Origin of the sequence: Streptomyces sp. NPDC052052, assembly GCF_040680455.1 — a bacterium.
Lineage (GTDB): Bacteria > Actinomycetota > Actinomycetes > Streptomycetales > Streptomycetaceae > Streptomyces.
Genome location: NZ_JBFAWU010000011.1, coordinates 158,432 through 181,733, shown reverse-complemented (window position 1 = coordinate 181,733; position 23,302 = coordinate 158,432). Strand labels below are relative to the sequence as shown.

21 protein-coding genes and 1 pseudogene are annotated in these 23,302 nt (G+C 71.7%); 14 read left to right on the top strand and 8 right to left on the bottom strand.

Features of this window, described 5'->3' with window-relative positions:
• Nucleotides 1-80: 80 nt before the first annotated feature.
• The 3 genes from AB0L71_RS15855 to AB0L71_RS15845 all read right to left on the bottom strand — a co-directional run bounded on the left by AB0L71_RS15855 (nucleotide 81) and on the right by AB0L71_RS15845 (nucleotide 3,116).
• Entirely contained in the window at nucleotides 81-1,247 is a 1,167-nt protein-coding gene (locus AB0L71_RS15855; protein ID WP_365242814.1) for a 3-deoxy-7-phosphoheptulonate synthase, read from the bottom strand.
• A 38-nt stretch (nucleotides 1,248-1,285) separates the two neighbouring features.
• Complete coding sequence (locus AB0L71_RS15850; protein WP_365242812.1) at nucleotides 1,286-1,747, bottom strand: PhzA/PhzB family protein; 462 nt, start codon at nucleotides 1,745-1,747, stop codon at nucleotides 1,286-1,288.
• Between the two features lie 217 nt (nucleotides 1,748-1,964).
• The gene (locus AB0L71_RS15845; RefSeq protein WP_365242811.1) at nucleotides 1,965-3,116 is read right to left on the bottom strand and encodes an acyl-CoA dehydrogenase family protein; all 1,152 of its coding nucleotides are present in this window, start codon (nucleotides 3,114-3,116) and stop codon (nucleotides 1,965-1,967) included.
• A 525-nt stretch (nucleotides 3,117-3,641) separates the two neighbouring features.
• On the opposite strand from AB0L71_RS15845, the gene AB0L71_RS15840 reads away from it, so the two are divergent.
• The 8 genes from AB0L71_RS15840 (at nucleotide 3,642) to AB0L71_RS15805 (ending at nucleotide 11,194) form a co-directional block, all read left to right on the top strand.
• Nucleotides 3,642-4,340 carry a class I SAM-dependent methyltransferase gene (locus tag AB0L71_RS15840; RefSeq protein WP_365242809.1) on the top strand — a complete coding sequence of 233 codons (699 nt, stop codon included), beginning with the start codon at nucleotides 3,642-3,644 and terminating at the stop codon, nucleotides 4,338-4,340.
• 93 nt (nucleotides 4,341-4,433) lie between these two features.
• Nucleotides 4,434-5,312, top strand: a complete 879-nt coding sequence (locus tag AB0L71_RS15835; RefSeq protein ID WP_365242807.1) for a diiron oxygenase — start codon at nucleotides 4,434-4,436, stop codon at nucleotides 5,310-5,312.
• Nucleotides 5,309-5,554, top strand: coding sequence for an acyl carrier protein (locus tag AB0L71_RS15830; RefSeq protein ID WP_365242805.1), 246 nt, complete (start codon nucleotides 5,309-5,311; stop codon nucleotides 5,552-5,554). Before AB0L71_RS15835 ends, AB0L71_RS15830 begins: the two co-directional genes overlap by 4 nt.
• On the top strand, nucleotides 5,554-6,393 hold the full coding sequence (locus tag AB0L71_RS15825; protein ID WP_365242803.1) for a hypothetical protein: 840 nt from the start codon (nucleotides 5,554-5,556) through the stop codon (nucleotides 6,391-6,393). Before AB0L71_RS15830 ends, AB0L71_RS15825 begins: the two co-directional genes overlap by 1 nt.
• Nucleotides 6,394-6,487: 94 nt before the next feature.
• Nucleotides 6,488-7,339, top strand: a complete 852-nt coding sequence (locus tag AB0L71_RS15820) for an alpha/beta hydrolase (RefSeq protein WP_365242801.1) — start codon at nucleotides 6,488-6,490, stop codon at nucleotides 7,337-7,339.
• The gene (locus AB0L71_RS15815; RefSeq protein WP_365242799.1) at nucleotides 7,332-7,991 is read left to right on the top strand and encodes a 4'-phosphopantetheinyl transferase superfamily protein; all 660 of its coding nucleotides are present in this window, start codon (nucleotides 7,332-7,334) and stop codon (nucleotides 7,989-7,991) included. Before AB0L71_RS15820 ends, AB0L71_RS15815 begins: the two co-directional genes overlap by 8 nt.
• 142 nt (nucleotides 7,992-8,133) lie before the next feature.
• Complete coding sequence (locus AB0L71_RS15810; RefSeq protein ID WP_365242797.1) at nucleotides 8,134-9,546, top strand: FAD-binding oxidoreductase; 1,413 nt, start codon at nucleotides 8,134-8,136, stop codon at nucleotides 9,544-9,546.
• 82 nt (nucleotides 9,547-9,628) lie between these two features.
• Complete coding sequence (locus AB0L71_RS15805; RefSeq protein WP_365242795.1) at nucleotides 9,629-11,194, top strand: MFS transporter; 1,566 nt, start codon at nucleotides 9,629-9,631, stop codon at nucleotides 11,192-11,194.
• A gap of 74 nt (nucleotides 11,195-11,268) precedes the next feature.
• Here the strand turns inward: AB0L71_RS15805 and AB0L71_RS15800 are convergent, their stop codons facing one another.
• Nucleotides 11,269-12,195 carry a LysR substrate-binding domain-containing protein gene (locus AB0L71_RS15800; RefSeq protein ID WP_365242793.1) on the bottom strand — a complete coding sequence of 309 codons (927 nt, stop codon included), beginning with the start codon at nucleotides 12,193-12,195 and terminating at the stop codon, nucleotides 11,269-11,271.
• A gap of 101 nt (nucleotides 12,196-12,296) precedes the next feature.
• Here AB0L71_RS15800 and AB0L71_RS15795 point away from each other — a divergent pair, with 101 nt between their 5' ends.
• From AB0L71_RS15795 to AB0L71_RS15780, 4 genes are all read left to right on the top strand, one after another.
• Nucleotides 12,297-12,662: a nuclear transport factor 2 family protein gene (locus AB0L71_RS15795; RefSeq protein WP_365242791.1), complete on the top strand. Its 366-nt coding sequence runs from the start codon at nucleotides 12,297-12,299 to the stop codon at nucleotides 12,660-12,662.
• A gap of 634 nt (nucleotides 12,663-13,296) precedes the next feature.
• Entirely contained in the window at nucleotides 13,297-14,256 is a 960-nt protein-coding gene (locus AB0L71_RS15790) for a ParB N-terminal domain-containing protein (RefSeq protein WP_365242789.1), read from the top strand.
• 135 nt (nucleotides 14,257-14,391) lie between these two features.
• The gene (locus tag AB0L71_RS15785; protein ID WP_365242787.1) at nucleotides 14,392-15,252 is read left to right on the top strand and encodes an NAD(P)H-binding protein; all 861 of its coding nucleotides are present in this window, start codon (nucleotides 14,392-14,394) and stop codon (nucleotides 15,250-15,252) included.
• A gap of 48 nt (nucleotides 15,253-15,300) precedes the next feature.
• Nucleotides 15,301-16,272 carry an aldo/keto reductase gene (locus AB0L71_RS15780; RefSeq protein WP_365242785.1) on the top strand — a complete coding sequence of 324 codons (972 nt, stop codon included), beginning with the start codon at nucleotides 15,301-15,303 and terminating at the stop codon, nucleotides 16,270-16,272.
• A gap of 27 nt (nucleotides 16,273-16,299) precedes the next feature.
• Here AB0L71_RS15780 and AB0L71_RS15775 read toward each other — a convergent pair whose 3' ends face one another.
• The 4 genes from AB0L71_RS15775 to AB0L71_RS15760 form a co-directional block, all read right to left on the bottom strand.
• Nucleotides 16,300-17,049 (bottom strand): isocitrate lyase/phosphoenolpyruvate mutase family protein, encoded by a 750-nt coding sequence (locus AB0L71_RS15775; protein WP_365242783.1) that lies wholly within the window; start codon nucleotides 17,047-17,049, stop codon nucleotides 16,300-16,302.
• A gap of 73 nt (nucleotides 17,050-17,122) precedes the next feature.
• A complete protein-coding gene (locus tag AB0L71_RS15770) occupies nucleotides 17,123-18,523 on the bottom strand; it encodes a lyase family protein (RefSeq protein ID WP_365242781.1) in 1,401 nt (466 codons plus the stop codon).
• Entirely contained in the window at nucleotides 18,520-20,490 is a 1,971-nt protein-coding gene (locus tag AB0L71_RS15765; protein WP_365242779.1) for an FAD/NAD(P)-binding protein, read from the bottom strand. Before AB0L71_RS15765 ends, AB0L71_RS15770 begins: the two co-directional genes overlap by 4 nt.
• A 300-nt stretch (nucleotides 20,491-20,790) precedes the next feature.
• A complete protein-coding gene (locus AB0L71_RS15760) occupies nucleotides 20,791-20,949 on the bottom strand; it encodes a hypothetical protein (RefSeq protein WP_365242777.1) in 159 nt (52 codons plus the stop codon).
• A 224-nt stretch (nucleotides 20,950-21,173) separates the two neighbouring features.
• Between AB0L71_RS15760 and AB0L71_RS15755 the strand changes: the two genes are divergently transcribed.
• Together AB0L71_RS15755 and AB0L71_RS15750 are read left to right on the top strand one after the other, a co-directional pair.
• The gene (locus tag AB0L71_RS15755; protein WP_365242775.1) at nucleotides 21,174-22,103 is read left to right on the top strand and encodes a LuxR family transcriptional regulator; all 930 of its coding nucleotides are present in this window, start codon (nucleotides 21,174-21,176) and stop codon (nucleotides 22,101-22,103) included.
• Between the two features lie 77 nt (nucleotides 22,104-22,180).
• A pseudogene (locus AB0L71_RS15750) lies at nucleotides 22,181-23,179 on the top strand (histidinol-phosphate transaminase); the annotation flags it as partial.
• Nucleotides 23,180-23,302 lie beyond the last annotated feature (123 nt).

Below are 23,302 nucleotides of genomic sequence, written 5' to 3'. Positions count from 1 at the left end.
GCCGGCTCCTTTCGGTGCGGTGGGGGTGCGAGCGGACGGGCGCGTCGCCGCGGGGAGGCCGACCGGGCCGGCCGGTGTGCTCAGAGCGTCCGGGCCCAGGCCTGCACGAGTCGTACGGCCTGCTCGGGGTTGAGCCGGGGGTCGCAGAGGGTGGTGTGCCGGTCGCCCACCGAACCCAGCTCGGATGCGTCCGCGGCGCACTCGGTGACGTCGTCCGGGGTGGCTTCGAGGTGCAGACCGCCGTTGATGCCCTCCGTCTTCGCCATCGCCTCGTTGAAGTCCTGGATCTCGGACGTCATCGCGTCCAGCAGCCGGGTCTTGTACCCGTCCGGGCTGATGACGGTGTTGCCGTGCATCGGGTCGCAGAGCCAGATCACCGGGTGACCGGCGGCGCGGACCGCCTCCACCAGCGGGGGCAGCCGGGTGGAGACGAAGCCGTTGCCCATCCGGACGACCAGCACCAGCCGCCCCGGCCGGCGTTCCGGGTCGAGCCGGCCGGCCAGCGCGACGACGTCCTCGGCGCCGGCTCCCGAACCGATCTTGCAGGCCACCGGGTTGCTGATGGCGGACAGCATCCGCACGTGCGCGCCGTCCGGGTGGCGGGTCCGCTCCCCGGCCCACGGCAGGTGGGCCGAGCCGAGAAACGGCCCGTCCGGGCCGGCGAGCCGCAGCATCGGGATCTCGTAGTCGAGGAGCAGGGCCTCGTGGCTGGTCCACACCCGTTCCGCGTCCGGGCGGCCCTCGTTGAGCGCGTGCAGCTCGCGGACGACGTCCCGGGCCGCCCGGTGGCAGGTCAGGATGCGCTCCGGGTCGGGGCGCCGGTGAACGGGTTCGGGGGCGTTGACCATGTGACCGCGGAAGGCGGGCAGGGCGACGCCCTCGATGTCCTCGACGGGCTTGGACCGCGGCTTGGCGAACTGCCCGGCGATCCGGCCGATGCGCAGGACCGGTACACCGACGACGTCCTGTGCGGTCCCGGCGAGCCGGTCCAGCAACGCGGCCTTGCGCCGCACGTGGTGCGGGGTGGACTCCGCCGGGTCCTCGGCGCAGTCGCCCGCCTGCACCAGACGGGCGCGGCCGGCCACCACCTCGGCGAGCAGTGCGCGGAGCTGTGCGGCTCCCTCGGCGGAGACCAGCGGCGGTTCACCGGAGAGGGTGTCGTGAACCCGCCGCACCGCGGCCGGGTCGTCCCACACGGGCTGCTGAAGGGCCGGTGCTGCGTGGATTTCGTGGATCGTGGTGCGCACTGTCCCCTCCTGCGGGGTCGAGGGCCGGCCGACGGACGTCAGGTGGGGATACCGTCCCGGCGGACCGAGGGCACCTCGATGCCCAGGGCCCTGAACTGCTGGCAGGGGTTCATGAACTCGCGCTGCTGTTTGATCTTCCCGTCCTCGAACAGGAAGGAGTGCAGGAAGTGGTTGCGATAGATGCCGGGCTCGTACCCGGGGAAGAGGATCTGGCCCTCCCCGTCGCACTCCACCCAGAAGCGGTCGGGGTCCTGGGTGTCGAAGATCTCGATGTTGGTCCAGGCCCAGTCCGGGAAGCACTTGAGCGACCAGACGGCGTGCTCGCCGAGGCGGTCCTTGCCGTTGATGACGATGGGCTCGCCGGTCTCGGTGGTCCACAGACCACCGGTGCCGTCCTCGGTGAACAGCAGGTGTCGCTCCAGGCGGTCCTGGCCTCGGGTGTTCATGTACTGCGCGACGACGGCGCGGTTGTGCTCGCGTACCTCGTTCTCGTCGGACATGCGCGTTCTCGCTTTCCGTGACGGGGTGCGGGGCGTGGGGCTCGTTGCGTCAGGAGGTGTGTGTGCCGTTCGGTGCCCGCCGGGAAGGAGCGCCTGCGGCACGCACGGGCGGTGCGCGTCGGGAGGGCCGGCGGGCCGGTCCGTACGGTGACGTGTGGTGTCCGCGGGGGTCCGCCGGACGCCGTGGGGCACGGCCGGGAAGGCTCGCGGGACCGGCTCAGAGCATCATGGTCAGCGTGCGTGGGTCCTTGCCGACCAGCGCCGTACCGTAGGCCTGTTCGGGGATGCCCATGCCGAATCCGGCATGGCGGCTGCCGACGTTGACGTCGCGCCAGATCCGCTGCAGGGGGTTGGACTCGTCGAAGGCGGAGGAACCGTACACCGAGACGATCTCCTCGACCGCGGCCCGGCACTGCTGGGCGACATGCGTGGCGTCCATCCGGGCCCGTGCCCGCACCGGCACGGGTGGGTTCTCGCCCGCCTCGGCGTGGTGGTCCACGGTGTCGGCCAGCCGTCGGGCGTGCAGCACCGCGGTGTCGATACGGGTCGCCGCGGCGGCCAGCCCCAGCTGGGCGGCGGGCGACTCGGACTGGTCGGCGTAGGTCGAGCCGGCCACGCGGCGGGTCGGCGCCCGGTCCAGCGCGTACTGGAGGGCCGCGCTCGCACCACCGATCATCGAGCCGATCAGACCGACCATGAACACACCGGTCAGGCTGTTGCGGTAGGGGCGGTCCGCCGGGACCAGACCGTCGGTACGTCCCGCGAGGAGCGGCCCGTACGGCAGGAGCCGGTGGGCGGGCACGAAGACGTCCTCGGCGACGACGGTGTTGCTGCCGGTGCCGCGCATTCCGACGCTGTGCCAGGTGTCCCGGACCGTCACCTCGGCGGCCGGCATCAGCGCCATGTGCGGCTGCGGGCCGGTGCCGGTGTCCGCGAGGACGAGGCCGCCGATCCAGTCCGCGTGCAGCGACCCGGAGGCGTACGGCCACTCACCGCTGACCCGGACACCACCGTCCGCCTTCTCCACGGTCCGTACCGGAGCCCCCAGGATGAGCGCGGTCCGGGCGTCGGGGCGCTCGCCCCACACCTCGTCGCGGGTGCGGTCGGGGTAGAGCGAGACCACGAAGTTCCCGACGTTCAGCACACCGGTGACCCACGAGGTCGAACAGCAGCCGCGTCCCAGCTCGACGCAGGCCTCCAGCAGGGTGCGTACCGGGGTCTCGTGGCCTCCGAACTTCCGGGGGGTCAGCAGCCTGGTCAGCCCGGCTCCGGTGACGCGGGCGACGAGTTCGTCGGACAGCCGACGGGCGCGGTCGGATGCGGCCGCGCTCTTCCAGAGCTCTTCCCTGAGTTCGACAGCCCGGCCCACGAGCTCGGCATTCGGGATTCGAAAGTAGTTGCCTGAGTCACGCAATGGCTTTCCCTTTCCAGATTCTCTGGAGGCGGACGCCCCGGCGGGGATGAGGCTCCGAATTCCCGACAGCCGTTCCCCCCTGCCGCCACGGCATCGTACGGGGACGACGACCGGGTCACCACCTCGGAAAAATTCGCCGCACATGCGAAATTCGACATTCCGCTTCCCGACGGAAGGGATGTTTTTTTTCTGCGGGAGAAATGGAACCCTGCATTCCGATCGCCGCGGCCCACTTCGGGGCGCTCCTAGCAATGCCGCGCACACGTTCGCCTGAGGATTTTCCTCAGTTGAACATGACTGCTCATGGCTGTTTCGGACGGGGCCGCGAACCGTCCGAAACCGATCGGGGCGCGGTGTGGACTGCCCCGGTCCGGTCAGCCCGCAGCTGGGACGCCGCGCCTTACGCACAGGACGGCCGTGTGGTAATCCCTTTGGTTCGGCAGTTCCGGAAGAAGGACCCCACTCCCCCTGGAGACGCGCATGAGCAAAAGCACGGACCAGTCCTACGATTTCGCTACCGCCGACTTCAACTCCGTCTATCGCGGAGGTGAACTGCTGGGAGACGCCGGTATAACCAGGGCGCCGTGGGACATCGGCGAGGCGCAGCCGGGTGTGATTGAATTCGAGCGGCGCGGGCGAATTCGCGGAGCCGTACTGGACGCCGGTTGCGGCCTGGGCGACAATTGCATTTTCCTCGCCTCCCGCGGATACCGGGTCACGGCCGTCGATGCCGCCTCCGCGGCCATCGAACTGGCCACCGAGCGGGCCGGCGGCGCCGACATCGAGTTCGCCGTCGCCGACGCCACCAGCCTGACCGGGTTCGAGGACCGCTTCGACACGGTCCTGGACAGCGCGCTGTTCCACACCCTGGACGCGGACGGCCGCCGCCGGTACGCCGCCGCTCTCCACCGGGCCGCCCGGCCCGGCGCCTGGCTCGACATGTTGTGCTTCGCCGCGGTCCCCGGCGGGATGCCGGAACCGCTGTCCGTGAAGGAGGAGACGGTCCGTCAGGTGCTGGAGGAGGCCGGATGGAAGGTGACCGAGCTCCAGCAGGCCATCTACTGGGGGGTCGCCGAGGTCACCCGGGACTTCCTGGCCAGGACCGGCACACAGGTGGAGACCGACGCACAGGGGCGGACCCAGCTCCCGGTCTGGTCCGTCCTGGCCGAGCGGGCCTGATCCGCCCACCCTTCGGGACCCCGCGGTCCTCCACGGCGCGGTCCGCCGGACCCGCCCGCCGCACCACCGACATCAGCAGAGAGAGGCCTGCCCGTGCCTACGACCGTCAAGCCCGTGAAGCTGGATCTGGACCGGCTCGAAGCGATGGCGGAATCGGACTACTACAACCCCTACACGATCTTCGACTGGCCCGAGACCCTCGACGAGAACCTGCCCTGGATGAGCGAGGACCTCGTCACCCTGGCCGGCACCGAGGAGTGGGACGCGCTGACGCGTGAACAGCAGCTCGCCGTGACGCGTCACGAGGCGGTGAACTTCTTCAGCCTCAACGTGCACGGCATCCGTGAACTGCTCAGCGAGGTCGTCCTGCGCATCCACACCAAGACCTACGCCGATGCCTCGGAGTTCCTGCACCACTTCATCGGCGAGGAGAACGAGCACATGTGGTTCTTCGGAACCTTCTGCCTGAAGTACGGCGGGAAGGTGTACCCGCCGGTGCCGCAGGTGGGCATGGGCGGGATCGAGGGGGTGGGCGACGCCGCGAGCGAACTGGTCATCTTCGCCCGCATCCTGATATTCGAGGAGCTCGTCGACCACTTCAACGCCCTCATGGCCACGGACCAGGCCCTCCCCGAGATCGCACGGGAGATCAACCGGGTCCACCACCAGGACGAGAGCCGGCACGTCGCCTTCGGGCGCCACCTCTTCGGCAAGCTGCTGGAGCAGGTCAGGGAGACCCGGCCGGAGGACATCCCGGTTCTCGCCACGTACCTGGACGACTACCTCGAGTACAGCGTCCGGAGTCTGTACAACCCCGCCGTCTACCGCGACGCCGGCCTGCCCGAGCCGCTGGAGCTCCGGCGCCGGCTGCTGGAGCACCCGGCACGGCACGCGGCGCACGACCGCATCTTCAAACGCACCCGCAAGTTCCTCGCCCGCAACGGCCTTCAGGTTCAGGGGACCCCCGCATGAGCGACGACAAGATCGCCAAGATTCTCGAATTCATCCACCAGCGCAACCCCGAGGTGGGCGAGCTGGGACTGGACGACGACCTGATCGACCGCCGCGCGGTGGACTCGCTGGCGTTCGTCGAGTTCCTCTACCTGCTGGAGGAACTGAGCGGGGAGGCCATCGACCCCGAGGAGATCGACGTCGACGACTTCCGTACCCTGCGCTCCATCGACAAGCGCTTCCTCTCCGGAGCGTCGGCCTGATGACCGACACCGACGGCACCGCGGACACCGGTCTCGGTGTCCTGGGCCCCGACGAGCTGCACCTGCTGCGGACGTTCGACTCCCTGGTACTCGGCTGGGCGCAGCAGGCACAGGCGCAGGAGCGCCGTTATCCGTTCCTGCTGCGGGCAGCCGACCTGGAGGACATCGACTACTACGAGAACTTCCCGCATCTGGGCCTGGCCGCTGCCTCGGCCGACCCGGGCCGGCTGTCCGCACTGCGGTCCGGTGCCGAGGAGCCGCTGCGGGAACTGCCGGCATCGGTCCTGAACGACACGGGGCTGGCCCTTCCGTCGGCGGCCTGTTACTCGGTCTACTTCGACCTGCGGGGCCGGACGCTGCCCGCGGAGGAGAACCGGGTCACGACGGTGGCCACCTGCTTCCGCAACGAGACGCACTACGAGGGGCTGCGCCGGCTGCTCGGCTTCTCCATGCGCGAGGTCGTCTTCGTCGGCACGCCGGGGGGTGCGACGGAGCACCTGGCACGTTTCAAGGGGCTGGTGCTGGAGCTGGCCGACCGGCTGGGCCTGAAGATGGAGACACAGGTCGCCACCGACCCGTTCTTCGACCGCAACGGGTCGCGCGCCAAGATGCAGCAACTGTTCCCCGTCAAGGAGGAGTTCGTCGTCGACGGCCTGGCCGTCGGCTCGGTGAACTACCACCGGAACTTCTTCGGGGAGCGGTGCGGAATCACGCTGCCCGACGGCAAGCCCGCTTCGACGAGCTGCTCCGCGTTCGGCCTCGAACGATGGGTTCACACGCTGACCACGCGGTTCGGTGACGCCCGAACGGCCGCCGAGGCGTTGCTCGAAGCGGCTTGAGCCGTCCGGCCGCGACACCGTACGGCCGCACGGCCCGTCCGGCCCGGGCACAGGGCCGCCTTCCGTCCGATCCGCTCCCGCCTGAGGTGAACCGATGACCGACACCACCGTCGACGACGCCATAGAGACCGGCACGGTCCGGGTGAACGACGATGTCCAGCTCACCTACGAGCGACGCGGGTCCGGCCCCGACGTCGTCCTCGTCAACAACTTCTTCATGGACCGCAAGTCCTGGCGGTCGTACACCGCGAGCCTGGCCTCGACCGCCCGCCTGACCTCGTACGACCTGCGCGGGCAGGGCGACTCGGGGCCGCAGGTGGGCGAGCCGGTGTGGGAGGAGCACATCACCGATCTGAAGGCCCTCTTCGACGAGTTGGGCCTGGAGAAGGCGGTGCTGGTCGGCACCTCGTTCTCCACTCTGGTCTGCCGGGACTTCGCCGTGGCCTACCCGGAGCGGGTGCACGGGCTGGTCCTGGCCGGCCCGGCGATGAGCCCGCACGGGCCGCAGCGTCTGCGCCGGATCACCAAGGCCTGGCTGAAGACCCTGGACACCTCCGGACTCGGGGTCCTCTACGACCAGTTGTACCCCCTGGTCTCCGGCGACCTGGCGGTGGAGCAGGCCGGCCCGATCGGGTTCATGGGCCGCAAGCAGAACTTTCTCGGCATCCACACGGTGGAGTCGTTGCGGGCCGGTCTGTCGGTGTCGGTGAAAGCACCGCTGGACCCGGAGATCATGACGCGGGTGGCGCAGCCCACCCTGCTCTTCGTGGGCGGGGACGACTTCTCCCTGAGCACCAGCGCGGTGGAGGAGATGACCCGGCTCTTCCCGGACACCACGACCGTCACCGTGCCGCGCGGCGGGCACCTCGCGTTCCTGGAGGAACCCGAGTGGTTCCAGCGGGAGGTCGTGAAGTTCATCGAACGGGTGGCCGGGCCGGGTGACTGAGCGGTCGGCGTCCGCGGGGCCCCCGAGCGCATGGCTGCTCGGGGGCCCCGGGCGTCCCCGGCGGGTCCTGCTGGAGACCGTCCCGGTCACCCCCGCGGACAGCGCCGCCGCGCAGCACCGCGCCGGCCGTGCGGCGGCCGCCACGGTGCTGCGGCGTGCGGGCAGCGCGACGACGACGGTCGGCCGCCGGCGCAGCGGGGCGCCCGTGTTCCCCGACGGCTACGCCGGTTCCGTCACCCACGCCCACGGACTGGCGGTGGCCGCCGTCGCACCGGGCGCCCGTTCGGTCGGGGTCGATCTGCAGTCCCGGCTGCCGCCGCTGCACCTGCACCGGTTCCTCCTCGACGACGCCGAGCGGGACCTGCTGTGGCAGGAGGGTGACCAGGAGCAGTTGCGGCGGCTGTTCACCGCCAAGGAGGCCGCGTTCAAGGCACTGACGGAGTGTCGCGAGAGCCATGGAGGTCTCTTCTGGCGGGTCCGTCTCCGGTCCTGCGGTGACGTTCTGTGGGCCCGGGCCGGCGACCGGTACGCGGTGGTGCGGGATGTCGTCACCCCCGACTACGCCTTCGCGGTGGCGGTCGGCGTCGGTGAATCTTCCGGACCGTGGAGCCCGCGGACTGCGACGAATCCCCGCGATGACCTGGTGCCATAAGAAGAAGTTAGGCAGTCCCAAGAAACCAGGTCTTGGACTTCTGATCCAGCGCTCACGACCATGAACAGCGGAAGTCCGTGCCGTCGGGAGAACCCCCGTTCTCAACGGCTCGGACTTCCGCCCGACGAAAGGAACACGCAGCGTGACTCCGCAGCCCCGGCCCGACGCCCCGTGGGGCGACCGGGCGGCGACGAGCAAGCTCAGCGGGAGCGTCCGCGGCCCCGTCCTGGTCGCGGGCGACGACGGCTACGACGAGGAACGCATCCGGTACCAGACCTTCCGGCCGCACGCCCCGGCCGTGGTGGTCGGCGCCGTCGACGAGGAGGACGTGCGGCTCGCGGTGGAGTTCGGCGCCGCACACGACGTGCCGATCGGAGTTCAGGCGACCGGGCACAGTCCGGCCCTGCCCGCGGAGACGGGCGTGCTGATCAGCACCCGGCGGATGAACGAGGTGCGGATCGATCCGGCGTCGCGCACCGCCCGGCTGGGTGCGGGGGTGAGCTGGCAGCAGGTGGTGAGCGCCGCCGCGCCGCACGGGCTGGCGCCGCTCAACGGAAGCGCCCCGCACGTCGGGGCGGTCGCCTACACCCTCGGGGGCGGACTCGGCCTGCTGGCCCGCCGGTTCGGATACGCCGCCGACCATGTCCGGCGGATCGAGGCCGTCACCGTGGACGGCAGGCTGCGGGAGATCGACACGGACCACGCACCCGATCTCTTCTGGGCGCTGCGCGGCGGCCGGGACAACTTCGGCGTCGTCACCAGCATGGACGTCGAACTGGTGCCGGTGGAGCGGCTGTACGGCGGCGCCCTGTACTTCGACGGCTCCCTGGCCGAGGAGGCGGTGACCGCCTGGCTGGACTGGACCACGGGCGTCCCCGAGGAGATGACCTCCTCGCTCGCGCTGGTCCCGCTGCCCGATCTGCCGTCGCTGCCGCCGCCGTTGCGGGGCCGGTACGTGGTCCACATCCGCATCGCCCTGCTGGGCGAGGCCGCGGAGGGCGAGCGCCTGATCGCACCGCTGCGCGCCCTCGGCCCGCGGCTGGCGGACACGGTACGGATGCTCCCGTACACCGAGTCCGGGACCATCCACAACGACCCGGTTCCGCCGGCCGGGTACAGCGGCACCAACGCCATGCTGAGCGGCCTGGATGCGGACACCGTCCGCCGGGTGCTGTCGCTGACCGGACCGGACGCCCCGGTCACCAGCATCGTGGAGGTGCGCCACCTCGGCGGTGCGCTGAGCCGCGCGCCGCACCCCCCGAACAGCGTCGGCAACCGGGACGCCGCCTATCTGCTCGCGGTGCTCAACCGGGTCACGCCCGAAACGGCCGACGAGGTCAGGGCCGCCCACACCCGGCTGACGGACACCCTGGCACCTCTCACCACGGGGCGGTCGCTCAACTTCCTGTACGGCGCGAACGCGACACCCGACCAGGTGGCCATGGCCTACTCCCCCGACGACCACCGGCGGCTGCGGCGGCTGAAGGCCGTGTGGGACCCCGCGAACCTTCTGCGGCTCAACCACAACATTCCGCCGGCCGACGCCCCCCGCTAGTGCCGCGACGGGGCAAACGTTGCCTGTTGCGGCACTAGCACCCCGGCACCGGCCGATCCGCTCCCCAACCGAAGGAACAGAGATGCACAAGAAATGGTGGACGTTGTTGGGGGTGTGCGGCGGGACCTTCATGCTCCTGCTCGACACCACCATCGTCTACGTCGTGATGCCCGACGTGCAGGAGGACCTGGAGGCCAGTTTCGCCGACCTCCAGTGGGTGATCGACGGCTACGCACTGGCGTTGGCGGCCCTGCTGCTGACCAGCGGAACCATCGCGGACCGGTTCGGCCGCAAGCGCCTCTACTCGATCGGCGTCGTCCTCTTCACGTTCGCGTCGCTGCTGTGCGGCCTGGCGCAGTCCCCGCTGATGCTGATCCTCGCCCGGATCCTCCAGGGCGTCGGCGGCTCGGTGATGTTCGCGACCGGGCTGGCGCTGCTCGCGGGCAGTTTCGAGGGCAAGGAACGCGGCACCGCGTTCGGCGTGTGGGGCATGGTCACCGGTCTCGCCTCGGCGATCGGTCCGGTGGCCGGCGGCCTGATCTCCAACGGCATCAGCTGGCGGGGCATCTTCCTGATCAATGTGCCGGTCGGCATCCTGGTCGCGCTGATCATCACGCTGCGGGTGGACGAGGCCAAGTCGCCGTTCGCCCGCAAGCTGGACTGGCCCGGCTTCGTCCTGCTGACCGCGGGTCTGGCCACCCTCGTCTACGGGCTGATCCTCGCCGGTGAGAACGGCTGGAGCGATTCCGGCGCGGTGACCTACCTCGTCGTCGGCGGTGTGCTGCTGCTGGCCTTCCTCGTCGTCGAAGCACGGGTCGAGCAGCCGATGTTCGAACTGAAGCTGTTCCGCATCCCGACCTTCGTCGGCGGGTCCGTCGCGGCGTTCGCGATGAACGGATCGCTGTTCGCGATGTTCCTGTTCCTGGCCATCTACTTCCAGGAAGTGCTGCAGTACACGTCCCTGGAGACCGGTGTCCGGCTGCTGGCCGCCTCGCTGTCGATGCTGGTCGCCTCGCTGGTCGCGGGCCGCGTCAGCGCCAAGATCCCGGCCCGCTTCCTGATCGGCGGCGGGCTGCTCCTGGTCGGCGTGGCCCTGCTGCTCATGGGCGGGATCGACGAGAACAGCGGCTGGGAGCACTTCCTCCCCGGTCTGATCCTGGGAGGCATCGGCGCCGGCCTCGTCAACCCGCCGCTCGCCTCCACCGCCGTGGGCGTCGTGGACTTCTCCCGCTCCGGTATGGCCTCGGGCGTCAACGGCACCTTCCGCCAGCTCGGCGTGAGCTCCGGTGTCGCCGTACTCGGCTCCACCTTCGCGGTGATCATCAGCGACCGGCTCCGCGACGGCCTGGCGGGCATCCCCGGTGTGGGCGAGCGCAGCGACCAGCTCGCCGCGCTGGTGCGGGGCGGCGAGACCGACAAGGCCGTGGCACTGGTGCCCGAGGCGCAGCAGCAGACCGTGGAACGGCTCGCCGTGGACGGCTACGTCGACGGCCTGAACACGCTGCTCACCATCTCGGCGGGTCTCGCGCTCGTGGGCGGACTGCTGTCCCTGGTGCTGATCCGGGCGGCCGACTTCCAGGCCGCGCAGCAGCCGAAGGCGCCCGCCCCCGAGGCCACCGGCCCCGCGGCGGTGGCCGCGGAGAGCTGACCGCCGCCGCTCCCCGCACGTGTGCCGTCGGCACCGGCTCCGGCCGGGGTCGACGGCACACGGGTGTCCGGGGGTCAGCCCCTGCGGGCGGCGTTCCGCCCGGCCGAGACCAGCGCCTGGTCGGCCGGAGCCCCGAAGGACTCCCGGCAGTGCACGAGCAGTTCGCGCAGCGCCGGGCTCTTGGTGGGCGCGGAGATCAGGGCCAGCACCGCGGCGACGTCGGCATCGGTGATGGGTACGGTCCGCAACTGCGGGTGCTGGGCAAGCATGGATTCGGACAGAACCGCCACGCCCAGTCCGCGCTCGGCCAGGTGGACCACCGCACCCGGCGCACTGGCCTCCAGGGCCACGGTGGGCGTGACGCCGCGCGCGGCCGACGCCTGGTCCAGTACGGCCCGGATGCCGGTGCCCCGCGGCAGGCAGATGACCGGATAGGCGCTCAACTCGGCCAGCGAGATGCCGTCCTCGCCGGCCAGCTGATGCCCGGGCGGCACCGCCGCGACGATCGCCTCGCTGATCACCAGTTGACCGTCCAGGTCCTCCGGAGCCCGGTCGGCCGCGCCGATCAGCGCAAGGTCGACGGCTCCCTCGCGGACGTACTCCGCCAGCTTGGCGGAGTCGTCCTCGACGAGGCTGATCTCGACGCCGGGGTGGGCGAGATGGAAACTGGAGAGCGCTTCGAACAGCGGGGTGACCGTACACGCCGTCACCATGCCGACGACCAGACGGCCGCGGACCAGGCCGTTCATCTCGTCCACCGCGTGCCGGAGCGCCTCCACTGCGGCGAGAACAGCGCGTGCGTGGCCGAAGGCCACCTCCCCCACCGCGGTCAGTCCGGCACTGCGGCCCGACCGGTCGATGAGGACCGCGCCGAGGTCGTTCTCCAGCTGGCGGATCTGAGCGCTGATTCCTGGCTGGCTGACGTGCACGCGCTCAGCGGCCCGGGTGAAGTTGGATTCCTCTGCCACGGCCAGAAAATACTTCAGCTGCCTCAGTTCCATAACCCCTGATTATAGGAGCGATCGGGATGATTGATTGGACGTAATCTGAGCCAACGTTGGACCATGGGAGGCCTGAATTCGCCCCCCATGAAAGGAACGTCGTGTCCGAGAACGAGAAGGCCCTGAAGCCCGAGGACCTCACCCGCCTCTTCGTGGAACGCGCCAATGCCGGTGACGCCGCCGGCCTTGCCGAGCTGTACGAGAAGGACGCCGTGATGGCCTACCCGCCCGGCAGCACCACGGTGGGCCGCGAGGCGATTCGTGAGCTCTGGGAGAAGGTTCTCGCCCACGGTCCGCACTTCGAGGCGGAGGAGCCGCTCCCCACTCTCGTCTGCGGCGACATCGCCCTGACCGCCACGCCGCCGAAGGACGGTTCGGGTGCCCGCGCCCAGGTGGTCCGCCGACAGGCCGACGGCAGCTGGCAGCGCATCATCGACCAGCCGGAGTTCCGTCCGCCCACCAGCTGACGCAGGCTCGATTCCAGCCATTCGCGGCCCCGTACCACCGGCGCGTCTTTCCGGAAGTGCGGCCCCGTACCACCGGCACGTCTTTCCGGAAGTGACAAACGCCGCGACGGCTGGAAGCTGTGGTCGCCCGCCGCACCGTCCGCGTCAAGCGCGCCGAATCGGCCATCGGCGGACGTCGACGAACCGCTCGCGCCGGATATCGTGCCCGGCAGGTTCGACGTCGGACGGGGGGCTGGCCGTAATGGTAAGCACGCGAACTGGCCACGCGCCCTTCCCCGGCCCGCCCTCCCCCGGCCTGCCCGCCCCTCGCGGCGGTCTCACCCTGGTGCTCCGCGGGTGGCCGGGGTTTCCCATGCCCTCCTGCTGCCGGTGCGCCCTCGACAAGAGCGGCTGACCGGCACCCGCACGTCTCCTCACCGGGCCGGACGGTGCGCCTGGTCGTCCCCTGCGTGCCGTCCCTCCAGTCCTGCGCGTCCATCTCATGTCTGTTCGCCCCAGTACAACGGATCGTTGAAAAAGGAGAATGAGAATGGCTCTGCCCGAATCCCGGCCCGAACCCAGTAGGGCCCCTTCCTCGGCTCCCCCCGCATGTGAGTCGGCCGAGCTCTGGGATGCCCAGGCAGACACACTTCCCGTGGTCAGGGTCGCCCTCGACACACTGGTGACCGACGACTCGCCCCGTCTCGCCGGCGAGAACGAGGAGCACGTACGGCAACTCGCCCAGTGCGTCTCCCCGTTGCCGCCGATCATCGTCCACCGCACCACCTCGCGGGTCGTCGACGGCGCGCACCGGCTGCGCGCCGCCCGGCTCAAGGGCTGGACCCATATCGACGTCCAGTACTTCGACGGCACGGCGGCCGAGGCGTTCCTGCTGGCCGTCAACCGCAACGCCAACCACGGCCTCCCGCTGAGCCGTTCCGACCGCAACGCTGCCGCGCTGCGTATCATCCGCTCCCACCCCGAGTGGTCGGACCGGATGATCGCCGCCGTCGCGGAGCTGTCCCCGAAGACGGTCGGCTCCCTTCGCAGGCGTTCGGCTGACGCGCTTCCTCAGTTGAACGTCCGGATCGGACTGGACGGCAAGTCCCGGTCCGTGGACACCGCGGAGCGGCGCCGGCTGGCGGGCGAGTACGTGCTGGCCCACCCCGACGCCAGCCTGCGGGACATCGCGAGGGAGAGCGGCCTCTCCCTGGCCACCGTCCGTGACGTGCGGGAACGCATACAGAACGGCACCAGCCCACTGCTGCCGGACCGGCGCGGCACCGCACGCGCGCCGCAGGAGCCGACCCCCGACGAGGCCGAAAGCATCGCCTCCTTCGCCATGGCGAAGACGCTGCTCACGCTGAAGCGGGACCCCTCGCTCCGTCTGACCGATCACGGCCGCTTCCTGCTGCGGTTACTGGACACCAACGCCGTGGCCAGCAACCGGTGGGGCGAGCTGGTGGACCAGATCCCGCCACACTGGGTGGGACAGGTGGCCTCCGCCGCCCGCGAGTGCGCCGCCACCTGGCAGCAGGCGGCCCAGCAACTGGAGGAGCGGGCCCGCAGTGTCGCCGACGCCCGGGGCAGAGCCCCCATGGACACCGTCGCCTGACGCCGCTGCCGGGGTCCGGTACCCCGGCAGCGACTCCGCCCGTGGCCGCGTCCGGACGCGGCGCACACGAACGAAGAAAATTCCTCGAAAACAGGCGGGGTTTCCCGGGGGTGGGGAATTCCCTAAACTTCCGCCATGTCGATTCTGGTGACAGGGGCTACCGGAAAAACAGGCCGCCATATCGTGCGAGAACTTCTCTCCGCAAAAGAGAAGGTCCGCATCATGACCCGCCATCCGGAAAATGTCGGGCCGCAGCCCGGACTGACCGTCGTCAAGGGGGACCTGACCGCGCCGGAAACGCTTTCCGAGGCGCTGGACGGGGTGGACACCGCTTTTCTCTTTCCGGTACTCCCCGCCATCGGCCCGTTCGCCGAGGCGGCACGGGCAGCCGGAGTGCGCCGCGTCGTCCTGTTCACCGGTGCCTGGGCGGCCGGACACACCGCGCGCGACCTCGGGTCCTGGGTCCTGCCGCGCTACCGGGCCGCCGAGGACGCGCTGGCCGGCAGCGGACTGGCCGAGTGGACGGTCCTGCGGCCTGCGCCGTTCGCGACGAACGCCCTGTGGTGGGCCGCGTCGGTCCGGGACGAGGGCGTGGTCCGGCTCCCGTATCCGGACGCGGTCTGCCCCGTCATCCACGAGGCGGACATCGCCGCCGCGGTGGTGGCCACCCTCCTCGGGGACGGGTACCACGGCACCCGTCTCACGCTCACCGGTCCCGCGCTCGTCTCCCAGGCCGAACAGGTCGCGGCGATCGGCGAGGCCATCGGCCGCCCCCTGCACATCGAGGAGATCCCGGCACAACGGTGGCGGGCGGACGCGGAGAGGTTCCTCCGCCCCGGCATCGCCGACGACCTGTTGCGCGAGTGGGCCGAGACGGCGAAGGACCCGTCCACCGCCCTGCCGCTGCTGTCGACCGTCACCGAGCTGACCGGGCGGCCCGCCCGGACCTTCACCCAGTGGGCGACGGACCACACCGCCGACTTCACCGCTGCCTGATCCGCCCGTCCCCCACCCCGGTCCGGCCGGCTTCCAGAAGGGCCCACCATGGAGTACACCCAGCTCGGCCGGAGCGGCCTCAGGATCTCCCGGCTCGTCCTCGGCACCATGAACTTCGGGGTACACACCGAGGAGGCGGACGCCCACCGCATCCTCGACACCGCTCTCGACCTGGGCATCAACTGCGTCGACACGGCCGATCTGTACGGCTGGCCCGAGCACCCCGGCCGGACGGAGACCATCATCGGCAACTGGCTGGCGCGGGGCGGCGGTCGCCGCGAGCGCACCGTGCTCGCCACCAAGGTCTACTCGGAGACGGGAGACGGGCCCAACGAGGGCGGCCTGTCCGCGCTGCACATCCGTCGCGCGGTGGAGGCGAGCCTGCGGCGGCTGCGCACCGACCACATCGACCTCTACCAGATGCACCACGTGGACCGCTCGGTCCGCTGGGAGGAGATCTGGCAGGCCCTGGAAGTCCTGGTGGCCCAGGGGAAGATCACCTATGTCGGGTCCAGCAACTTCGCCGGCTGGCACCTGGCGGCGGCCCAGGAGTCCGCGCGCGCCCGCGGCCTGCTCGGCCCGGTCAGCGAACAGTCCGTCTACAACCTGCTGGAACGCAGCGTCGAGCTGGAGGTGGCCCCGGCCGCACAGCACTACGGCATCGGCCTGCTGCCGTGGTCCCCGCTGCACAGCGGGCTGCTCGGCGGGGTGCTGCGGCAGGAACGCAGCGGTATCCGGCGGACCGTCGCCCGGGCGGCCGCCGCGCTGGCGAGCAGGCGCGAACAGATCCAGAGCTACGAGGACTTCACCGCCGAGCTGGGCCATGAGCCGGGGCACGTGGCCCTGGCCTGGCTGCTGGCCCAGCCCGCGGTCACCGCACCTGTGGTGGGCCCCCGGACGCTGGAGCACCTGCACAGCGCGGTCGCGGCGCTGGACGTGCGGCTGGAACCGAAGGCGCTGACCCGGCTCGACCAGATCTTCCCGGGTCACCGGCCCGCGCCGGAGGCCTACGCCTGGTGACCCGGCCGGGCGACGACCGCTGCGGGTTCAGCCGGCCGTCGGGGTCGAGCGGACGATGTCGGCCAGCGCGGCGGTGGCCTGATCGTGGAGACCGCCGCCGAACGTGACACGAGCGGCCCCCAGCCGGCCCAGTGCGGCGGGGTCCGGGCCGCCGGGCCGGTGGAGGGCGTTGAGCGGGACGGTCACCGCACCGGCGAGTTCGGGCAGCAACCCGACGGGCGCCAGGATCGGGTAGACGACCTCGACGCCCGCCTCCACGTAGCGCTTGGCCCGGTCGATGGCCGCGCCCGCGTCAGCGTCCCCGTGCAGAAAGGTGTCCACCCGGGCGTTCAGCACCAGCCCGTCGCCCGCCGCCGCCCTGACCGCGGCCAGGAAGTCCGCCTGCTCCCCCGGATCACGGAGCTGCCCGCGGGAGTGGTCGGTGTCCTCCAGGTTGCAGCCGACGGCTCCCGCTTCGAGCAGCCGCTCCGCGACCTCCTCGGGCGGCAGGCCGTAGCCGGACTCGAAGTCCACGGTGACCGGGACGTCCACCGAGCGGATGATCCGGGTGACGGCGGCGACCATCTCGTCGGCCGGGGTCAGGCCGCCGTCGTCGTAGCCGAGCACCGCGGCGACCGCCGAGCTGGAGGTCGCGAGGGCCGGGAATCCGGCTGCGGCGAAGGCGCGGGCGCTGACCGCGTCCCACACGTTGGGGAGGACCAGCGGGCCGGACCGGCCGGACCGGCCGGACCGGTCGTGCAGGGCACGGAAAGTTTCGACGGGGGTGGGTGCCGGCATCGTCATTCCTCCGGAGCGGGCTGGGCGAGATGGGGGTCGGGGGATGCTTCGGGTGTGGCCGTGCGGTGCGGGTTCATCGTTTCAGAGCACGGTCCACCAGCGCACCGGCCGCTCCGGTGTAGCCGGCCGGATCGGCCAGCGCGGACGCCTCGTCCTCACCCAGCACGGAAGCCACCTCGGGCAGCCCGGCCAGCGCCTCGGTGAGCGGGGCCCCGTCCCGCGCGGCCCGCTCCGCGGCGCGGGTGAGCAGTTCCCGGGCCCGCCCCCGGCCCAGCCTGGGCGCGAGGACGGCCGCGAACCGTTCGGAGACGACCTGCCCCGCGGTGAGGTCGAGGTTGGCGCGCATCCGCCCCGCGTGCACGGTCAGGCCCCGGCTGAGCTCCACCGCCGTGTGCGCGGCGCCCCCGGTCAGCCGCAGCGCCTCCCGCAGCAGCGTCCACTCGGCGTGCCACGCGCCGGCGGACCGCTCGTCCTCGGTGACCGCCAGACACTGCGTCAGGCCCGCCGCCAGCACCGGCACCTGGAGCGCCGCCGAACGGATCAGGGTGGCCAGCACCGGATTGCGCTTGTGCGGCATGGCGGAGGAGGCGCCCCGGCCGGCGGGCGCGGGCTCGGCCACCTCCCCGATCTCGGTACGCGCCAGGACCTGCACGTCCGTCGCCATCTTGCCGAGCGCGGCACAGGTGTGCGCGAGCGCGGCCCCCAGCTGCGCCGACGGGGTCCGCAGGGCATGCCACGGCAGCACCGGACGGGCCAGGCCGGTCTCGTCGGCGAACGCCGTCACGAGCCGGTCCGCGTAGTCGCCGGGCCCGTCGTCGGCGACGCCGTCGAGGCGCGCGTACTCCAGGTAGCCGGCCAGGGTGCCCGCGGCGCCACCGAGGGCGACCGGCAGGCCGGTCGCCCGGATGCGGTCGAGCTGTTCGGCGCCGTCCAGGACGAGCGAGCGCCAGCCCGCCGCCTTCAGCCCGAAGGTGGTGGGGACGGCCTGCAGGGCGAGGGTGCGCCCGGCCATGACGGTGTCGCGGTGTTCCTCGGCGAGCCGGGCCAGCGCCTCGGCGGTCGCGCGCAGGTCCGCGACGATGATCCGCAGGGCCCGGTCGGCGACCAGCATGGCGCCGGTGTCGAGGATGTCCTGACTGGTGGAACCGCGGTGTACGTACTCGGCGGCGGCAGGGTCGACGGCGGCGACCGCTGCAGTGAACTCCCGGACGAGTCCGACCACCGGGTTGGCCGTCTCCCGGGCCGCGAGGGCGAGTGCCCGGGGGTCGGGCAGGCCCGCCGCGGCCGCCCGGGTGATGGCCTCGGCGGCGGAGGCGGGCACGGCGCCGAGCCGGGCCTGGGCCCGGGCGAGTGCCGCCTCGGCGTCCAGCATGGCCCGCAGCCATGCCTGGTCGCCGGTCGCGGCCTCCACCGGCGTCCCGGCCCGCACCGGCGAGAGCAGTCCGCAGTCCAGGGGTGTGCCGGATGTCGTCATGCGTGGACCTCCTCGGTGAGGCCGGTGGCAGCGGCCACGTCGGTGTCCGGGCGGAGCGGGGGCAGCGCCAGCACGGCCCGGGCGATGGCGTCGGAGTCCTCCAGGGTCACCGAGCCGACGCCGGGGCGGATTCCGGCAGCGGTGACCCAGTGCACGGACTCGGTCGGGACACCGTAGGCGAACCGGCGCGGATGGGGGCGGCCCGCCGCGTCGACGAGCCGGTAGGGGCGCTCGGTGACCGCGAGGCCGCCGGTCTCGTAGGAGGTGCCGCAGGTGCCCGCTATGCGGTGGGGCCGGCACTGGCCGGTGTCGAGGAGGTGCCTCAGCAGGGGGTCCGCGGTGCGTCGCAGATCCGGTTCGGGCAGCCGGGCCTCGATGAGGACCGTGCACGGGGGCGCGGCCTGCCCCGTCCGCGGAGTGGCCGCGGTGAAGGCGGGGCCACCGGGCAGGTCCTCGGTGGCGGCGACCTTCAGACCCGGCGGCAGGATCTCCACGACGCCGGCCTCGATCAGCGCGCAGAGCTCCTCGATGCGGGAGGTCGGCGGGCCGATGGAGAGGAAGGCGTTCAGCGGGGTGTACCAGCCGTACAGGTCGTCCCGGTGGGAGTTGCCCTCCAGGCCGCCGTGGTCCACCGCCAGACGGATCTCGTTGCGCAGGTCGCGCAGCACGTCCAGGGCCGCCTTGAGGGGGCCGGAGACGTTCCCGGCCCGGGCCTCGGCCACGTCGCGGTACAGCTGCGGCAGCAGCCAGGTCCGGTACTCGGCCGTCGAGGAGAAGGTCCGGTCCCCGTAGGGGCGGGCGATCCGCTCCCAGTCCCAGCGTTCGCCGGGGGTGATGTCCTCGGCGGTCAGGAGGGCCTCGCACGCGGCGTCGTCGGCGGCGGCCGGATACGCCTTCGTGAACGGTCCGGCGTCCCGGCCGCGGGCGGTCAGCAGCGCGGCGTAGTAGACGCCGGTGACCTCACGGTCGATCAGCGGCCACAGGTCCGTGCCGAAGTGGAGCCAGTCACCGGCGCGCACCCGCGCCCTCATCTCCTCGATCCGGCGGGGCGTCAGCAGGACCGGCTCGTGCCGTCCGTGAGGGCCTTTCTCGTTCTCGCCCCGGGCGTGGTAGGGCACCCCGCGCCGGGAGCCGGCGTACAGGCGCGGCTCGTGTCCGGAGGGCCGGTAGACCAGCCGGTCACCGGCGCGGTCGAAGCGTCCGCCGCGGCCCGTGGTGAACAGCGCCAGGTAGTCGAAGAAGTTCAGACCGAGCCCACGCAGCAGCACCGGCCGGCCGGGCCCGATGCCGTCCAGTTCCACGTCGGCGGGGTTGTCCGGCGGCAGGTACGTCAGTCCGTGCCGGGCGGCGAAGTCGACGAGCCGCCGCTCCCCGGCGGTCGGAAGGGCGGGTACGTGGCCCTGGGCCAGGACCACGGCGTCCAGCCCGGCGAGTTCGGTGCCGTCGTCCAGCAGCAGCGTCTGCGGGCCGTCCGGTCCTGCCGGGTGGTCCAGGGCGACGGCACGCGCGACGTGCGACCGGACGGTGACGTGGGAGGGGGCGGTCGCGAGGAGCCGTCGGCGGACCCACTCCAGGTAGTGCCCGTAGAAGGCGCGGGTGGGGTACGAGTCGGGACCGAGCCGACGGGCCTCCGCGAGCGTCCCGGCGTCGGGTGCGGCGGACTCCTCCTGGCAGGCCAGCTCCCGGGCCCACGCGTACAGGCTGGGGCCTTCCTCGATCGGTCCCTCGACCCGCACGCTGCTGTCGGTGAACAGAGTGACCTGCGAGGCCACGGTGTTCATCAGCAGGTGGGCCGACTGCCGCGTGCGCCAGACCCGGCCGGGGCCGGGCGGGAAGGGGTCGACCAGGTGGACGGTGAGCCGTTCCCGGCGGGGTGATTTGCGTTCCTGTGCGAACAGGCGTTCAAGGACGGACAGTCCGCGGGGTCCGGCCCCGACGACACCGATGTGCGCATGTCTGTTGGTCACGTGCTCTCCGCTCGACTGCCGGAAGGGGCGGCGGTCCTGGTGCCCGGTCGGGCGCCGCCGTGGAAGGAATCGAGGCCGGCGTGAGGCGGGCGGAGGCATCCGGCCACGCACCGACCGGCAGGGGCGTCACCGCATCCCGCGAGGCCCTCCGGGGCGCAGGGAGCGGACCGGTGAGGACAGCGGGCGGCCCGGCGGGGTCATCCGGCGCTCCCGGGCGCGCCGGAGCGACGAGGTGGACGAACCCGTCGGACGGTACGGGGCGGCTCGTGCCGCACCAGGCAACGTCTGCCGCGGCACTCGTCAGACGGCGGGCGCGCCCGCGGGCGCATGACCGGTCGCCGTCAGACGGTTCCAGCCGACGTCGTCGTGGCCGCGGACCGTGGTCGGGCCGACGACGACCGCGGCCCGGCCGCCGCCGTGCCGGGCCGTGCGAATCCGGTATGCGTTTTCCCCGTCCACTGCTCCCACTCTCCGGTAAAGGCCCAGAAAGAACGCCGGACCGCGCAGGAATTCTGTTCGTGGTTGCGGCCCGTACGGCAAATCCATGGGTAACACCGTCGCGGACCCGGACAGGAACTGAGAAGACCTAACATGCCTCGGGTCGGTGCAATGCTGCGAAGCGAGGGATTCAAATGAATGCAGCTCGACAGAAATCGGACATCAAGAAATCAGGATCAGCCCCCTTGCACGAGGCGATCGAACCGATCCGGGGCGCCTGGGACCAGAATCCCGGAACGTTCCCGGGGGACGGGTCCGACTACCGGACCACCATGCGCAACGTCGCGGAGGCACTGAGCGGCCTGTCGCGCGCCGTGGCCGAGCGAGCGGACTGGACCCCTCCCGCGCAGCCGGCGACGGATTCCCCGGCCACCCTCCCCGGAAATGAAACAACCGATTCCGCTTTTCACTACCTGAACGGGCTTCCGGACATCAACCGGGCCATCCAGAATGAACTCAACGTCTCACGGCACGAGATCCTCACCGCCCAGCCGGACGGACCGCGCCCCGATGCCGTCCTGCGGGAGGCACTGGAATCGGTGCGCCGGCAACTGGCGGCGGGGGTAGCGATGCGGACGCTGTACCAGCACAGCACCCGATTCGACGAGCCGACGAAGAAGTACGTCAGGGCGGCGACGGCACTGGGGGCCCGGGTCCGCACCCTGCCGGAGTTCTTCGACCGGCTCATCATCGTCGACCGGGCCGTCGCGTTCATCCCGGGCAACCAGGACCGCACGACGGCGGTGGCCGTACGGGAGCCGGCGGTGGTCGGCTTCCTGGCGGACGTCTTCGCACGGCAGTGGGACCGGGCCGAGCCCTTTCCCTTCGTTCCGGTGCGTGCCGCGGAGGCCGCCACGGAGGTGGTTCCGAACATGCGCGGGGCCATTTTGAAACTGCTGCTCGAAGGCCGTTCGGACCGGGAGATCACCCGGCGTCTGGGACTGAGCCTGCGTTCCCTGCAAGCTCATGTGGCACGGCTCAAGGAGGATCACGGCGCCCTGCACCGCCTGCAATTGGGATATCTGGTGGGGCTGCGCGAACAGGCGTACCGCAGCGAACCGACAGCAGGCACACCGGCCTTTCCGCCGGGCGCACCCACAGCGGGACGCCCCTGAGCCCCCAGCCGTGGTGCCGGACGGCTCCCCCGGCGAATTCACCGTTCAGGAGAACACCCATGCCCGTCACACCCCTGCCCGTCCACGCGCTGGCCGCGAACGAGAATCCGTATCCGCCCCTTCCGGCGGTTCGGAAGTTGCTGGAGGACGCGATCGGCGGGATCAACCGCTATCCGGACCGCGCCGTCACGGAGCTGACCCGCGCCCTCTCCGAACGGCTGGGGGTGCCGGAGTCGCACATCGCGACCGGCGCGGGGTCGGTCGGGGTGACCCAGCATCTGCTGCAGGCGTTGCTCGGTGACGGCGGGGAGGTGGTGTACGCCTGGCCGTCCTTCGAGGCCTACCCCCACCTGACCGAACTGTGCGGAGGCACGTCGGTCCGGGTGCAGCTGCGCGACGAGCGGCACGACCTGGACGCGATGGCCGACGCGGTGACGGACCGCACCGCACTGGTGATCGTCTGCAATCCCAACAACCCCACCGGCACCGCGGTCCACGAGGCGGAGCTGAAGGCCTTCCTGGACGCCCTGCCGGCCGGCGTGCCGGTACTGCTGGACGAGGCCTACCGGGAGTTCGTCACCGATCCCGACGTCCCGGACGGCCTGGCGCTCCACCGCGACCGGCCGGAGGTCGTCGTGCTGCGGACCTTCTCCAAGGCGTTCGGTCTCGCCGGGCTTCGCGTCGGCTACGCGGTGGCGCACGAGGCGATCGCGGCCCGGATACGCGGTGCGGCGGTGCCGTTCGGGGTCAACGCCCTGGCCCAGAGCGCGGCGGTGGCCTCGCTGGCGGCGGAGGACGAACTGCGGGTCCGGGTCGACGCGATCGTCGCGGAACGCGAGCGGCTCACCCGCGAACTGGGCGCACTGGGCGTGTGCTCGAAGGCCGCGGAGAGCCAGGCCAACTTCGTCTGGCTGCGGCTCGGGGAACGCACCGAGGCCTTCGCCGAGGCGTGTGCGGCGGCGGGTGCGGCAGTGCGCGCCTTCCCCGGCGAGGGCGCCCGGGTGACGGTCGGGGAGCCTGCGGCCAACGACATCGTGGTGCGGGTGGCCGCGGCGTTCGCCCCGGGCGCCCCCTGAGCCGCGTACCCCTCAGCGCCGGGTCCGTCCGGTGCCCTCCGGGGCCGGGCGCCGCGGCGCCTCCGGGTCGCCCGGCGTCCGCTCCGCGTCCTCGCCGCGACCGGCGGCGGCCCGGCGGACGGC